This is a genomic window from Marinobacterium rhizophilum DSM 18822 (assembly GCF_000378045.1).
GTDB lineage: Bacteria > Pseudomonadota > Gammaproteobacteria > Pseudomonadales > Balneatricaceae > Marinobacterium_A > Marinobacterium_A rhizophilum.
Genome location: NZ_KB899095.1, coordinates 165,653 through 179,569, shown reverse-complemented (window position 1 = coordinate 179,569; position 13,917 = coordinate 165,653). Strand labels below are relative to the sequence as shown.

The window sequence follows — 13,917 nt, the reverse complement described above, 5'->3', positions numbered from 1 at the left end:
TTGCCCAATACTTTGTCAAACCGGGCCCGTCGCAGTGTGGGCCCGCAGAAACCCTGGCTGAAAACAAGAGGTCGCCCATGGCAGAGCAATACAATAGTTTTACACCCATCGACTCCAACACCACGCCGCGCTACGCCGGTATAGCAACCTTCATGCGACTGCCCTACGTCACCTTGGCCGATGCTGCCAGTGTGGATATTGGTCTGATTGGTGTGCCCTGGGACGGTGGTACGACAAACCGGGCCGGTGCCCGACACGGGCCCCGACAAATGCGGGATCTGTCGTCCCTGATGCGCAGGTTTCACCCTACTTTTGGCATTGACCCCTATGCGCTGGCCAACTGTGCTGATCTTGGGGATACGCCGGTCAACCCTATAGTGATTGAAGATACCCTGGAACGAGTCGAACGTTTTTATCGTCAGGTGGTGGAGCAGGGGATTGTGCCCCTGTCGGCTGGCGGCGATCACCTGGTCAGCCTGCCTATTCTGCGGGCTCTGGCAGCCCGTCATGGCCCCTTGGGCATGGTGCACTTTGATGCTCACACCGATACTTTCGATCGTTATTTTGGTGGTTGTAAATATACCCACGGCACTCCGTTTCGCCGCGCCGTTGAAGAAGGCCTGCTAGACCCAACGCGTATTGTGCAGATTGGTATTCGGGGCGGGCTGTACAGTGAAAATGATGATGCCTGGGGATTGGAGCAGGGAATTCGCGTAATCCGTATTGAGGAATATTTTGATCTCGGTGTTGAGGCGGTGATCCAGGAGATTCGCCGTGTTGTGGGCACAGAGAAAACCTATGTCAGCTTTGATGTCGATTGCCTCGACCCCGTCTATGCCCCGGGCACAGGTACGCCGGAAGTCGGCGGTATCAGTACACACGATGCCCAGCGCTTGCTGCGCAGCCTGCGCGGGCTCGATCTGGTGGGCGGGGATGTGGTTGAGGTGGCACCGCCGTTTGATCCCAGCGGAAACACTGCGCTGGTGGGCGTAACCCTGATGTGGGAAATCCTGTGCATGCTGGCGGAGCAGTCTTCAAGGCAGCGTGGCTAGCAGCCTGTCGGATTTACCACTGATCTACTGCGGAAAAGCCGATTCTCTCCAGTAAAGAGGGGTCATTTTCTGAGTTCTTTTTTGTTAAATAGAACCACTATTCGCCTCAAAAGAGCTCAAAAACTGCCGCAAACCGGTCTTTCCCTCGTTACGATCGGCCAAGTCCGACAGGCTGCTAGCAGTCAGGTTCCAGTGTAATAGCGTCATTTGCTAATAATTATAATAGGGGCGAAACATGGCAAACGAAGGTAATCATGGTTTGGGCGTTGGGGGCGATACTCAACGCCAGGCTGAGGGGTTCAATTATGGGCTCCTGTGCAAGTTTCTGGTGCCGTCACTCATAGGAGTACTGGCTTTCCTGTTTCCCATCGAAGTGGATGGGCAGATCACTATATTGATGGCGGTTCTGGCAACGGAGCTCAAGACCGCGCTGACGAACTATATGATCCTGCTGGTGGTGATCATTGTGGGTATTTCAGCGTTGCTGAGTACCTGGATCACGCTGTTGCGGCCAGCCTGGGTAAAACCGGAGTCGTTTATGGCGGAGCTGTTCAGGGTCAGCATGCCTTGGTTGCTGTTGCGCCTGGGCGGTTTGGTGACGACGCTGCTGATTTACTTCCAGGCCGGCCCGCAATGGATCTGGTCGAGCCGCACCGGGCAGGTGGTACTGAATGATCTGGCGACGGCCATAGTCACCATTTTCCTTTTTGCGGCCCTGTTACTGCCATTACTCACGGACTACGGCCTGATGGAGCTGGTGGGTACGCTGTTTCGCAATATATTTCGCAAGCTGTTCTGTATTCCCGGGCGCGCCTCCATTGATGCCACAGCATCCTGGCTTTCATCGGCGGCTGTGGGCGTGCTGATTACCTCGCAACAGTATGAGCGGGGCTATTATTCGGCCAGGGACGCGGCGGTCATTGCCACTAATTTTTCCATAGTGTCTGTGCCCTTCACCCTGGTGATCGCCGAGTTTGTGGGTCTGGGTCATCTGTTTATCGAGTATTACCTGACCGTGGTGGCGGCCGGTGTAGTGGCGGCGATGATAGTGCCGCGCCTACCGCCATTATCGCGCATGGGGCATGACTATTACCCGCCGGGCGGCAAGCAGCTGAATGAAGAAGTGCCGGCTGGCAGTACCCTGTTTGCCTGGGGCCTGAAACAGGCGATGAACAAGGCGCGCAATGCGCCAGGGCCTGGTGCCCTGGTGAAATCCGCGCTGCAGAACATTGCCGATATCTGGTTTGGGCTTATGCCGGCGCTGATGGCAATTGCCACCGCAGGGCTGGTGATCGCCGAGTTCACGCCGATCATGACCTGGCTGTCTTACCCGCTGATCCCGGTGCTGGAGTTGCTGCAGTTGCCTGAAGCAGACAAGGCCGCGCCGGCTTTGCTGCTGGGCTTCGCCGAGATGTTCCTGCCCGCCGTGGTGGCTGCAGGGATCGAGAGCGAGCTGACGCGCTTTGTGATTATTTCCGTGTCCATCACACAGCTGATCTATATGTCGGAGGTCGGGGTACTGATTCTTAAATCGCGGATTCCACTGGGGTTCTTTGATCTGGTAAAAATCTTTCTGGTAAGAACCGCGATTTCACTCCCCGTTATCGCGCTGATTGCCCATCTGGTCGTGTTTAGAGCCTAGCGTCAGGGGCGGCATTGGGGATTAGCTCCCGCTGTCGTCATCGCTCACCTCAACCGGCGCCTTAGCAGCGCCGGTTTTTTTGCTGCGGGCTTTGTGCGCTCAAACAAGGCCACCATCAACTATATAGGTCTGAGCGGTGATCATTTTGCTGTCATCGGCGGCTAGAAACAGCACCATGCGGGATACATCACCGGGCTCAAGTTTCTGATGCAGGCTCTGATTGGCCAGTACTTCCTGCTCCAGTTTGGCATCCCACCAGAGATCCTTCTGGCGCGGCGTGATGACCCAGCCCGGCAGTACCGTATTAACCCTGATGTTCGAGTGTCCCAGATCACGAGACAGGGTTCGCGTCAGGCCGATAGTGCCAGCCTTGGCGGTGGCGTAGGGGGATATGTTGGCGGAGCGGCGCATAAAGCTCGGCGAGCTGAAGTTGATGATTGAACCGCCGCCGTTGGCGGTCATGTCGTCGTGAACCGCCTGGCAGGCAAAAAACACATGGCGCAAATTCACTGCCTGCATCGCATCCCAGGCGGCAACGTCGATATCCTTGAAAGCGTACCGGGTATCCTGTGCGGCATTGTTGACCAGCACGCGGATGGGCCCCAGGGTTTCACTGGCCGTTGCTATCGCCTGTTGTAGTGCGGGTATGTCGGTCAGGTCGCAGGCGATAAACAGCGGGTCCCAGCTGCCGCTGCCGGCAAGCTGTGTACAGAGTTCATTCGCGGCCGCCTGATCGATATCGACAAAGCAGACCTTGGATCCCTGGGCGACAAAATGCTCCACCATGGAAGCCCCTATGCCTGTAGCACCGCCGGTGATAAAGACAGTCCGGTCTTTCAGGCTGGGATAGCGGCTGTATTCAGTGCTCATATCGGGTCTCCAGGTCGGTCTTGTCTATCGGGCTGCACGCCAGAAACGGTTGGGTGTGTGTGCTGCGCCAAGTTAATAAACGGCGGGAGCGTCGTTGCCCGCCGGATTAAAGTGTTTGAGGATCTGTTTGGAGCCCGACGCCAGCATGCGCACATCGGATCCGATGGTGACAAACTGGAATCCCTTGTCGATCATCTGTTGTGCATATTGGGGCGTACCGTTGTGGATGCCGGCGATAACGCCATGGGCCTTGGCGCGCGCCAGAATATGATCAATAGCATCCACGACGGTGGGCTCGACGGGATCAAATTGTGGCGCGTAGCCCAGGGCGCTGGACAGGTCCGCCGGGCCTATATAGACCGCATCCAGGCCCTCGACAGACAGAATATCGTCCAGGTTTTCCAGTGCTTCCAGGGTTTCGATCATCGCGAAGCGCACTATGGTGTCGTTGGCCTGTGCCGGGTAATCGGCACCGCCATAGAGAAAGGCCCTGATGGGTCCATAACTCCGCGTGCCCTGGGGCGGATAGCGGGTGGCACTGACCAGCAGTTCGGCATCCGCCCGGGTATTGATCATCGGGCAGATGACGGCATAGGCACCGGCATCGAGGGTTTTCATCAGGAAACCCGGGTCCAGCCAAGGTACACGCACAATGGGCACTGCCCGTGTGGTTGATATGGCCGTGAGCATCTGCAGGGCGCTCTGGTAGTCGATAAGCCCGTGCTGCATATCGATGGTCAGACTGTCCCAGCCCTGATGTGCCATAGTTTCGGCGGCGAAACTGCTGGGTAATGACAGCCAGCTGTTAATGACGCAGCCACCGGACTGCCAGATGGCTCTGAGTTGGTTTGCGCGCATGAAAGCTCTCCTGGTGGTGGGTTAGCCGCCACCGAATTTTGCGATGGGAACGCCGGGCACATCGACACGCAGGGCGAAAATGCCGCCCGCCTGCGGGTAATCTTTCAGCGCCTGTGGCTGCAGGCCGGTACTTAACGAGGTGAGATACAGGGTTTTCATGTCCGGCCCGCCGAAGCAGGGCATGGTCGGGGTCTGGCAGGGGACTGCAATCTGCCGATCAAGCCTGCCATCGGGGGACCAGCGATTCAGTACCCCGGCAAAGACACCGGCGCTCCAGTAATAACCCTCCATATCGGTCGCGCCGCCATCGGGCATGCCATGCATGGCGCTGTCGGTACGCACCAGTTGCCGCTTGTGGCTGAGGCTGCCATCCAGCGCGCTATAGTCCCATGCCCATATTGTGTTCGCGCGGGTGTCGGCGTGATAGAGGGTTTGGCCGTCGGGGCTCCAGGCCAGTCCATTGGAAACGATCAGTTCGTCCAGCACCTTGTGGCTGCTGCCATCGGGGTCCAGCCGATAGAGCGCGCCAAGAGGCCGGCTTTTTTGCTGCTCATCCATGGTGCCGACAAAGAAGCGCCCGTCCGGCGATACCTTGCCATCGTTGAAGCGGGTCTGGGTCTTGGGCTCTCCCGCTGGCACATTGATCAGACGCAGCCGCTGGCGTTCAAAGTCAAAGTGATAGAGCCCGGAGCGCAGTGCCACCACAGCGCCACCCTGCTCACAGAGGCCGAAGGAGCCCAGGGTTTCCGGCATCGGCCAGTGGCGGGACGCGCCACTGGCCGGTGTGAAACTGTGGATGGCGGGCGCCAGCAAGTCCGCCCAGAACAGGGTTTGCGACTGGGCACACCAGACCGGTGATTCCCCCAGTTGCGCTTTGGCATCCAGCACGCAGGTGATAGCGCTCATGGCTGATTCCTCAGTAGATGTCCGGCTCCGGCGTTGAGCCGGGGGCACCGTTCATAAAGTCGAAATCACAGCCCTGATCGGCCTGAGTGACATGGGCACGGTAAAGCGAGGCGTAGCCATGGGTATGGCGTGGGGTCGGCGCTTTCCAAGCGCTGCGCCGGCGCTCCAGCTCCGCAGGGGCCACCATTAAATCGAGGCGGCGCTCGCTCACATCGACTTCAATGATGTCGCCGGTCTGTACCAGTGCCAGGGGCCCACCCACCGCGGATTCAGGTGATACATGCAAAATGCAAGCGCCATAGCTGGTGCCGCTCATGCGTGAATCCGAGATACGCACCATGTCGCGCACGCCCTGTTCGAGCAGTTTTTTCGGTATCGGCAGCATGCCCCATTCGGGCAAGCCGGGCCCGCCGACAGGGCCGCCGTTTTGCATCACCAGTACGGTATCGGCGGTTACATCGAGGTCGTCGTCATCGATATGGGCCTTAAGCTCGGCGATGCTTTCAAACACCAGTGCTGGGCCGCTGTGTTTTAACAGCCGTGGGTCGGCTGCGGTCGGCTTGATGATGGCGCCGCCGGGGGCCAGGGTACCGCGCAGCACCGCAGTACCGCCGGCTTCCTGCACCGGGTTATCCAGCGAGCGAATAACTTCCGGGCGCCAGACTTCGGCATCCTTGATATTGTCTTTCAGGGTGCTGCCATTCACGGTAACGACGTTCAGGTGCAGGCGTGATTTCAGCTGTGCCATCAGCGCAGGCAGGCCGCCGGCATAGTAGAAATCCTCCATCAGATATTCGCCGGAGGGTTGGATGCATGCCAGCAGAGGAACACCGGCGGCGATGCGATCGAAGTGCTCCAGATCCAGCGGCACGCCGACACGCTTGGCCAGTGCAATCAGGTGGATTATGGCGTTGGTAGAGCCACCAATGGCCATGTCGACGGCAATGGCGTTATCGAATGCCTCGGCGGTCAGGATGTCGGTGGGCTTCAGGTCTTCCCATACCATCTCCACCGCCCGGGCACCGCTGGCGTAGCACATGCGGTTGTGGTTCGAATCGACGGCCGGAATACAGGAGGCCCCCGGCAGACACATGCCCAGCGCCTCGGCGATGGACATCAGGGTGGCGGCGGTCCCCATGGTCATGCAGGTGCCGGGCGAGCGGGCAATGCCGTCTTCAATGCCGGACCAGGTTTCATCGCTGACATTGCCGATGCGACGCTCATCCCAGTATTTCCAGACATCGGTGCCGCTGCCCAGCGCCTTGCCGCGCCAGTTGCCACGCAGCATGGGCCCGGCCGGGACATAGATTGTCGGGAGGTTCATCGAGGCAGCGCCCATCAGCACGCCCGGCGTTGTCTTGTCGCAGCCGCCCATGACCACGGCGCCGTCTATGGGATAGCTGCGCAGGGTTTCCTCGACCTCCATGGCAAGCAGGTTTCGATACATCATGGCGCTGGGCTTCATCAGCTGTTCGCCGAGCGAGAGCGCGGGTAGCTCGACGGGAAATCCGCCGGCCGCGGTGATGCCGCGCTTGATGTCCTTGATGCGCTCGGGGAAATGCGAATGGCAGGTATTGAGGTCGTTCCAGGTATTGACGATGCCGATGATCGGGCGCCCGACAAATTCCTCGCTCCAGTAGCCCATCTGTTTGGCGCGTGAACGGTGGCCAAAGGAACGCAGGTCGTCAGGACCAAACCAGCGGTTACTGCGCAGATCTTCCGGCTTTTTTTTATGTGTATTAGTCATGGCTTTACCTTGTTAATCGCCTTGTTCATCGGTGATCTGGCAGCGGCATGCGGGCCTGAAGGTCCGGGCCGCAGGGCTCCCAGCTTCCGTCATTCTCGCTGGAGCGCAGGGCCGCCTGTACAAAACGCACGCCGCTGGCGCCGTCCTGCTCATTGGGGTACCAGAGCGACAGCGGCTCAGGCGCGCTGGCTGTCTCGGTGGCGACTATGGCTTCGGCGAGGTCGGAGTACAGATTGGCAAAGGCTTCGCGATAGCCCTCCGGATGACCGATGGCTATGCGCGTGACGCGATTCGCCGCCTCGCTCAGGCCCGGCCCACCCTTGGTATAGGTGGTCGCGGGTGCATTCAGGCGCCGATAGAGCAGCTCATTGGGCTGTTCCTGATGCCATTCGAGCCCACCCTTGCTGCCGAAAATGCGCAGGTAAAGACCGTGGGTGGCACCGGCCGCCGCCTGTGTTATCCACAGCATGCCGCGGGCACCATTGGCATAGCGCAGCTGAATGCCGGCGTAGTCATGGGCTTCGCGCCCAGGTACAACCGTGGTTACATCCGCATTGATCTGTGCCGGCTCCATGCCGCTGACATAGGACGCCAGGTGGTAGGAGTGGGTCGCAATGTCGCCCAGGATGAGGGAGGGGCCGGCTACGGCCGGGTCCATGTGCCAGTTCTGCCCCCGCTGTTCGGATGCGGTCAGCTCGGCGAGGTGCCCCTGCACATATTCACACTGAATCATGCGGATCTCGCCCAGTTCACCGGCCTCAATCATGGCGCGGGCCTGCCGCACCATGGGGTAACCCGTATAGCCGTAAGCGACGCAGAACTGGCGATCCGAGGCTTGAACCCGTTTGACCAGATCCTGGGCTTCGTCCAGATCGTTGGTCAGGGGTTTTTCACACATGACGTGAAAACCGGCTTCCAGTGCCTGGCAGGCAAGTGTGTAGTGGCTGTTGTTCGGTGTCATGATGGCGACAAGGTCCATGCCGTCGGCGCGATCCGCTTCTGCCGCGAACATTTGCTCAGCGCTGCTGTAGGCGCGAGCAATGCCCAGCTCCTTGGCCGCAGACAGCGAACGCTCAGGGTCGGATGACAGCACCCCTGCGACCACTTCATACATTTCCTCAAGCACGGCTGCGCCGCGATGTACGTTGCCGATAAAGGAGCCCGGGCCGCCGCCAATAACACCCAGGCGCAGGCGGCGTCCGAGTTTCTTCATGACTGGGTTGCTGGTCATCTAGGTTTCTCCTGTGGCGTTTGAGGCCGCGGCGCTCAAACGAATAGCGGGACAGCGCGGCTGGGTTTTGCCCCGTTGCGCGACCCCGTCTGTCCGGGTTCGCACGGCGGTGGCTGGCGAGGCGCGGCTGGCGTTACAGTTTGACGATTTGTCCTGTTTCCAGGGACTGCTGGGCCGCATTGGCCATGAGCAGCGCAAGCCTGCCATCCTGAAACGACGGCGATACCGGCTTGCCTTCAGTCACGGCGGCGATAAAGGCATCGAGCTGCAGTCTGTAGGAGTCGTGGTAGCGGGTGATAAAGAAGTCCTGCAGTGGCTCACGGGCAGAGGTGGCGGTTGCCGTATGGCGTGTGACCGAGGTGGGGGTCTGGTTGTTGGACAGAATCATGCCCGCCGAGCCAAAGGCCTCGATACGCTGGTCATAGCCATAGACCGCGCGGCGCGAGCAGTTGATGTGGCACAGTGCGCCTGAGGCAAACTGGATGATGGCCATGGCTGTATCAACATCGCCGAAACGGCTCAGCTCCCTGTCGACCAGGACTCCGCCCATGACACTGATCGACACAGGCGTATCGTTCATGATGTAACGCGCCATGTCGAAGTCATGGATCATCATGTCGCGGAACAGGCCGCCCGAATGTTTGAGGTATTCCGCCGGCGGCAGCCCAGGGTCCCGGCTGGTGATGATCAGACTTTCAAGCTGGCCCATCTCACCGCTTTGAACCGCGCGTTCCACAGCTTTGTGGCTGGGGTCGAAACGACGGTTAAAGCCCATCTGAATTGGCACATCACAGTCTTGTATTTCGTCCAGGCAGCGATCGACTTTGGTGATATCCAGATCGATCGGCTTTTCGCACAGAATGGCTTTGCCGGACTTGGCAGCGCGAATGATGAGGTCAACGTGGGTGTCTGTGGGCGTGGCTATCAGGATGGCCTGGACCTTGGGGTCAGCCAGGGCCTGTTCAACGGTTTCAATAGCGGTTGCGCCGTATTGGGAGGCAACGTCCTGGGCGACCGCAGTGTTGACATCAAATACATAGGCCAGGCTGGCGTGCGGATGGGCGGCAATGTTGGTGGCGTGCATTCTGCCAATGCGCCCTGCACCGAATAAGGCAATATTAAGCATCTGGGAAACTCCATCCTTTGTTGTTATAAGTCGACCATTGTGATGAATCGATCGTGTTGGGTGAGCTGGGCAGCGCTGCCTGTCGTGCGGGTTAGGCGCAAGCGCCTGCCGGGTCGAGTCGCGATACCTCAATGAGCCTGCTGCTATTAAATGAAAACATTTTCACAAATGCAACAGTAATTGTCCGTTTTGTGGGTGATTATTTGTTTTCTGCGCTATTTTTGTGAAAACGTTTTCTGTTTTGGGGTTGGGCGCAGCAATTCAGTACGGGGTCTGAGTGAGCGGGGAGGAGCGGTCAAAGTGCGTGCGGGGGGATGAGTAGCGGTTGATGGGCGGTGGCACAGGCGCCCGATGAGCAAGGTCGGCCGAACGGTGACGCAGCGCTCGACGCAGGCGCGTCGGCGCTATTCGGCCTGGGTGGAGATAGCCCGGGTCGAGCCCCGTGTTACCAGGGTGCAGGGCAGGGTGAAGTTTTGCGGCTCGAGGGAGGCATCCTTGATCTGTGCGAACAGCGCGGTGACGGCGGTGTTAACCATGTCGGTGAATGGCTGGCGAATCGTGGTCAGATCGTAAGCCCGGCTGGCGGCAAGGCGAATATCATCGACGCCGATAACGCCAACATCTTCAGGTACTTTGAGCCCGAACTCGTAACGGATGGCATCCATGCCGCCACAGGCCATGATGTCATCAAGGTAAAAGATCGAGTCGGGCTTGTCGGGGGAGGCGAACAGTTTGCAGGTCGCTTCGTAGCCGGAATCGTAGCTGTGCCGGTTACCCTCGGTCGTCGTCCATTCCGTACAGCCGCGCTCAATGAGCCGGGTAATGAATCCTCGCTGCCGGTCGGTAGTGGTCGAGACGCTGGTGGTGGCGCCGACAAACGCCGGCCTTGTATAGCCCGCATCAAGCAGCATGTCCGCCGCCATGCGCCCGCCCGCCACGTTGTCGCAGGACACTATGGTTGCCGGTGCATTGCGGGAGTGATGACCGAAGATAACCACGGGTGTGTTTCTGCGCTGGCAGGCGCTGATCAGCTCATCCGGCAGGGAGGATGAGGTCACGATCAGCCCATCGACGTGGTATTCCATGATCAGCTCGACCGCCTCGGTGACGCTTTTTTGCGGTCCGACGTTGATCAGCAGGCTGTGGCAGTTGTGTGCCTGAATGGCGGAGGTCAAATCGCTGAGGATGGACAGGTAAGCGGGGTTTTCGAAGTCCGTCATCAGGATGCCAATGAGGCTGGAATTCGATTTTAGCCCGCGGGCCAGGCGGTTCGGTTTGTAGCCCAGCTTTTCCGCCGCAGCGAAGACCTTGGCCCGGGTTTTGGGCGCGCAGCTGCCTGTGGGGTTGAAAGCTCTGGATACCGCGGATATTGAAACCTGTGCTTCAGCCGCGACCTCGGTGATGGTGATGTTGTCCGGATGTGGGCTGAGCTTTTGTGATGGCTTGATTGGGCTGCTCAAAAAAATTTCCTGAAGAGTCTGGGCTGTGCAGCTGCTCCAGTGCTGATGCTCGCATTGAAGCCACATTCTGAGTTTGCTGGTTTACTATACTGGCGCGGGCGCCAAATTGGTATACAGCGCGCAGGGGCATAATGGGCACAATGTCCCTGCGCGTATTTTATGTCAACACCAGGCTGCGTGGTCTTTGCCGCAGCGGTGCATGTCGACCACCACGACCACGACAATGGATGATGAGGAACCCCTTGTCATGGCCTGGGCCTATGGCGTACGTCGTCAGGTTTTCTTGCTGCGCTTGATCTGGCGGTGCATGTCCGCGGCGGCGACCACAACGATGGATGATGTCACCCCTTGTCATGGCGTGGGCCTGTGGCGTGCGTCGTCAGGTTTTCTTGCTGCGCTTGTTCTGGCGGTGCATGTCGACCACCACGGCCACAACAATAATGGCTCCCTTGATAATGTCCTGGTAGTAGGCATCCACGCGCAGGAAGGTGAAGCCCGACAGCATCACGCCGAGGATCAGGGCGCCGATCACGGTGCCGGTGATGCGTCCGCGACCACCGGACAGCGATACGCCACCGATAACCGCAGCGGCGATGGCATCCAGTTCATACATCAGGCCCATACCCGCCTGGGCAGTCTTGATGCGTGCAATGGCGACCATGGCGGCAAGACCGGCCAGCAGACCTGCAATCATGTAGACCTTGATCAGGTGCGACTCGATGTTGATACCCGAAACGCGGGCAGCCTGGGGGTTGGCGCCGATGGCGTAAGTGAACTTACCGAAGCGGGTGTAGCGCATAACGATATGGAACACGGCGGCGACGACCAGGAAGATGACCACCGGTGCCCAGCGGCCCATGCCGTTACCCAGCATGGCAAAGCTTTCGGTGAAACCGGATACCGGGCTGCCGTCTGTGTACCAGCGGGCGATACCGCGGGCCGATACCATCATGCCCAGGGTGGCGATAAAGGGCGGAATCCTGGTCTTGGTGATGAGCCAGCCGTTGATGAAACCAGCGGCGGCACCCACGGCCAGGCCCACGGTCAGCGGGACGAACCAGGGCAGGTCCACCAGCGCCGGATGGATGATTTTCGGCCAGTTGGCGTCCTGGGCGAAGGTGGCTGCGACCATGGCGCTCATGGCCACCACGGAGCCGGAGGACAGGTCGATGCCGCCGGTGATGATGACCTGGGTCACGCCGACGGCGATGATGCCGATCACGGAGACCTGCAGGATGATGATCTGCAGGCGGCTCATGTTACCGAGGAAGCTCTGGCCGACGAGAAACCAGCCAAGGACTTCAAAGAAGGCGGCGATACCTAACAGGACCAATAGAATGCTGAACTCCTGGGGCAGGCGCCTTTTGGAGGGCGCCTCCAGCGTGGCATTAGGCGTTGTTGCAGTGTGGGTAGTCATAATCGACCTCTTATTTTCCTGATGCGGTTCATTATTATTGGGCAGCCAAATCCATGACGGCGACCTGGTCGGCATCTGTGCGATCCAGAATGCCTGTACAGCGCCCTTCGTGCATGACCAGAACGCGGTCACTCATGCCCAGTACTTCGGGCATCTCGGAAGAAATCATGATCACCGCGACCCCGTTATGGGCCAATTGCGTGATCAGGCTGTGAATCTCGGCCTTGGCACCGACGTCGATGCCGCGGGTGGGTTCGTCGAGGATCAGAATCTTGGGGTTGGTCAGCAGCCAGCGACCGATCAGTACTTTCTGCTGGTTACCGCCGGACAGGTTTTCGATGCACTCATGCATGTTCGGCGTTTTTATGCGCAACTTCTGGCTTATTTCCCGGCAGACCTTTTCGAGTTTGGCCTCCTGCACGAAACCATACTTCACGAAGTCATCGTGGATGACGGCCATCTGGGCGTTTTCCTGAATATCCAGCGGCAGGAAGCAGCCGGTCTCCTTGCGGTCCTCGGTGAGGAACGCCATGCCCAGCTTGATGGCATCATGGGAGGTCTGGATCGATACCTCCTTGCCATTGATCTCGATGGTGCCGGAGGTGGCGGGTGTCACCCCGAACAGGGTTTCGGCCACGTTGGAGCGGCCCGAGCCGACCAGGCCGGCAAGGCCCAGGATTTCACCGGCGCGCACGTCGAAGGAGACGTCGTGGAACACGCCCTCGAGGGTCAGGTTCTTCACCGACAGCACCACGTCGCCCAGTTCCACTTCTTCCTTGGGGAACATCTGGGTGATTTCACGGCCGACCATCATTTGAATGATGTCGTCGCGGGTCACCTCGGAAGACGGGTGAGTGGCGATGTAATGGCCGTCGCGGAACACCGAGAACTCGTCGGCGATCTCAAACAGTTCGTTCATCTTGTGGGTGATATAGACGATACCGATGCCCCGCTCACGCAGGCCGCGAATGATCTCGAACAGGTGTGCCACTTCCTTCTCGGTAATGGCCGAGGTGGGTTCGTCCATGATCAGGACATCGGAGTTGAAGGACACCGCCTTGGCGATCTCCACCATCTGGCGGTTGGCCACCGAGAGTTCGCTCACCTCGGCGTCTGGGTCTAGCTGGATATTCAGACGTTCAAACAGTTCAGTGGTCATTCGGTGCATCTTGGCGTGATCCACCAGTCCGAAGGCATTGAGCGGCTCGCGGCGAATCCAGATGTTTTCTGCCACCGTCATGGAATTCATCAGCAACAGCTCCTGGTGAATCATGGCGATGCCGGCTTCCTGGGCCGCCAGCGGGGTGGCCAGGTGCACGGCTTCACCGCGCAGCCGGATTTCACCGGCGTCGGGGTGGTAGATGCCGGCAATGATTTTCATCAGGGTTGATTTGCCGGCACCGTTTTCACCCATCAGCGCATGTACGGTGCCCGGGCGTACGCGCAGCGAGACGTTATCCAGCGCGACTACACCTGGGAATTCCTTGCGCGCGTTGACGACTTCAAGCACGTATTCGTAAGGCTTTGCCTGGGCTATTGCCCCCTTTGATGGAGCCTCTTCCAGCTGTGATGCGTTAACCATAACGCAGCCCCTCCTGTTTAATTGAG

Annotated in this window: 11 protein-coding genes; 2 read left to right on the top strand and 9 right to left on the bottom strand. The window is 59.1% G+C overall.

From position 1 onward, the window contains the following. Nucleotides 1-77: 77 nt before the first annotated feature. Together speB and F451_RS0109710 are read left to right on the top strand one after the other, a co-directional pair. Nucleotides 78-1,052 carry an agmatinase gene (gene speB, locus F451_RS0109715; protein WP_020681177.1) on the top strand — a complete coding sequence of 325 codons (975 nt, stop codon included), beginning with the start codon at nucleotides 78-80 and terminating at the stop codon, nucleotides 1,050-1,052. Nucleotides 1,053-1,287: 235 nt separating this feature from the next. Then, nucleotides 1,288-2,694: a YjiH family protein gene (locus F451_RS0109710; RefSeq protein WP_020681176.1), complete on the top strand. Its 1,407-nt coding sequence runs from the start codon at nucleotides 1,288-1,290 to the stop codon at nucleotides 2,692-2,694. Nucleotides 2,695-2,793: 99 nt separating this feature from the next. Here F451_RS0109710 and F451_RS0109705 read toward each other — a convergent pair whose 3' ends face one another. From F451_RS0109705 to F451_RS0109665, 9 genes are all read right to left on the bottom strand, one after another. Beyond that, on the bottom strand, nucleotides 2,794-3,564 hold the full coding sequence (locus F451_RS0109705) for an SDR family NAD(P)-dependent oxidoreductase (protein ID WP_020681175.1): 771 nt from the start codon (nucleotides 3,562-3,564) through the stop codon (nucleotides 2,794-2,796). Between the two features lie 72 nt (nucleotides 3,565-3,636). Then, nucleotides 3,637-4,422: an HpcH/HpaI aldolase family protein gene (locus tag F451_RS0109700; protein WP_020681174.1), complete on the bottom strand. Its 786-nt coding sequence runs from the start codon at nucleotides 4,420-4,422 to the stop codon at nucleotides 3,637-3,639. Nucleotides 4,423-4,443: 21 nt separating this feature from the next. Next, on the bottom strand, nucleotides 4,444-5,328 hold the full coding sequence (locus F451_RS0109695) for an SMP-30/gluconolactonase/LRE family protein (protein ID WP_020681173.1): 885 nt from the start codon (nucleotides 5,326-5,328) through the stop codon (nucleotides 4,444-4,446). A 10-nt stretch (nucleotides 5,329-5,338) separates the two neighbouring features. Beyond that, nucleotides 5,339-7,075: an L-arabinonate dehydratase gene (gene araD, locus F451_RS0109690; RefSeq protein ID WP_020681172.1), complete on the bottom strand. Its 1,737-nt coding sequence runs from the start codon at nucleotides 7,073-7,075 to the stop codon at nucleotides 5,339-5,341. Between the two features lie 25 nt (nucleotides 7,076-7,100). After that, nucleotides 7,101-8,306 (bottom strand): Gfo/Idh/MocA family protein, encoded by a 1,206-nt coding sequence (locus F451_RS0109685; protein WP_020681171.1) that lies wholly within the window; start codon nucleotides 8,304-8,306, stop codon nucleotides 7,101-7,103. Between the two features lie 133 nt (nucleotides 8,307-8,439). Continuing rightward, nucleotides 8,440-9,432, bottom strand: a complete 993-nt coding sequence (iolG, locus tag F451_RS0109680; protein WP_020681170.1) for an inositol 2-dehydrogenase — start codon at nucleotides 9,430-9,432, stop codon at nucleotides 8,440-8,442. A gap of 404 nt (nucleotides 9,433-9,836) precedes the next feature. Beyond that, nucleotides 9,837-10,892: a LacI family DNA-binding transcriptional regulator gene (locus F451_RS0109675; protein WP_020681169.1), complete on the bottom strand. Its 1,056-nt coding sequence runs from the start codon at nucleotides 10,890-10,892 to the stop codon at nucleotides 9,837-9,839. Nucleotides 10,893-11,271: 379 nt separating this feature from the next. Continuing rightward, complete coding sequence (locus tag F451_RS0109670; RefSeq protein ID WP_020681168.1) at nucleotides 11,272-12,309, bottom strand: ABC transporter permease; 1,038 nt, start codon at nucleotides 12,307-12,309, stop codon at nucleotides 11,272-11,274. Nucleotides 12,310-12,343: 34 nt separating this feature from the next. After that, a complete protein-coding gene (locus F451_RS0109665; protein WP_020681167.1) occupies nucleotides 12,344-13,891 on the bottom strand; it encodes a sugar ABC transporter ATP-binding protein in 1,548 nt (515 codons plus the stop codon). Nucleotides 13,892-13,917 lie beyond the last annotated feature (26 nt).

Bases quoted from the DNA above. Each gene is read 5' to 3' on its own strand.
- speB (WP_020681177.1), top strand. From the start codon at position 78: ATGGCAGAGCAATACAATAGTTTTACACCCATCGACTCCAACACCACG.
- F451_RS0109670 (WP_020681168.1), bottom strand. From the start codon at position 12,309: ATGACTACCCACACTGCAACAACGCCTAATGCCACGCTGGAGGCGCCC.
- F451_RS0109705 (WP_020681175.1), bottom strand. From the start codon at position 3,564: ATGAGCACTGAATACAGCCGCTATCCCAGCCTGAAAGACCGGACTGTC.
- F451_RS0109695 (WP_020681173.1), bottom strand. From the start codon at position 5,328: ATGAGCGCTATCACCTGCGTGCTGGATGCCAAAGCGCAACTGGGGGAA.
- F451_RS0109710 (WP_020681176.1), top strand. From the start codon at position 1,288: ATGGCAAACGAAGGTAATCATGGTTTGGGCGTTGGGGGCGATACTCAA.
- F451_RS0109665 (WP_020681167.1), bottom strand. From the start codon at position 13,891: ATGGTTAACGCATCACAGCTGGAAGAGGCTCCATCAAAGGGGGCAATA.
- F451_RS0109685 (WP_020681171.1), bottom strand. From the start codon at position 8,306: ATGACCAGCAACCCAGTCATGAAGAAACTCGGACGCCGCCTGCGCCTG.
- iolG (WP_020681170.1), bottom strand. From the start codon at position 9,432: ATGCTTAATATTGCCTTATTCGGTGCAGGGCGCATTGGCAGAATGCAC.
- araD (WP_020681172.1), bottom strand. From the start codon at position 7,075: ATGACTAATACACATAAAAAAAAGCCGGAAGATCTGCGCAGTAACCGC.
- F451_RS0109700 (WP_020681174.1), bottom strand. From the start codon at position 4,422: ATGCGCGCAAACCAACTCAGAGCCATCTGGCAGTCCGGTGGCTGCGTC.